Annotated in this window: 1 protein-coding gene; it reads left to right on the forward strand. The window is 57.6% G+C overall.

Going from position 1 to position 446, the window contains the following annotated elements:
* Positions 1 to 446, forward strand: a 446-nt coding sequence (locus L901_RS24480) for a carbohydrate ABC transporter permease (protein ID WP_156430065.1), incomplete at both ends; no start/stop codon positions are given.

The following is a 446-nucleotide window of genomic DNA, read 5'->3' on the forward strand; positions in this document are numbered from 1 at the left end:
TTCAATTACCAGTATTTCTATACCGACCCGGCCTTCTTCCAGTCGATCTGGAACACGCTGCTGATCGTCGGCGGCGTGCTGCTGATCACGGTGGTTGGCGGTATCGCCATTGCGCTTCTGCTCGACAATGACATTTTCGGCCAGGGCATCGTGCGCATCATGATCATCTCGCCCTTCTTCGTCATGCCGCCGGTGGCGGCCCTGGTGTGGAAGAACATGATCATGCATCCCGGTTATGGCGTGCTTGCCGATCTGTCCCGCTTCTTCGGTTTCCAGCCGGTCGACTGGTTCGCACAGTTTCCGCTGCTGTCGATCATCATCATCGTCGCCTGGCAATGGCTGCCCTTTGCGACGCTGATCCTGCTCACCGCCCTTCAATCGCTCGATGGCGAACAGAAGGAAGCCGCCGAGATGGATGGCGCCAACTTCGTCAACCGCTTCATCTA

Source organism: Agrobacterium sp. D14 (assembly GCF_001526505.1).
Taxonomy (GTDB): Bacteria; Pseudomonadota; Alphaproteobacteria; order Rhizobiales; family Rhizobiaceae; genus Agrobacterium; species Agrobacterium leguminum.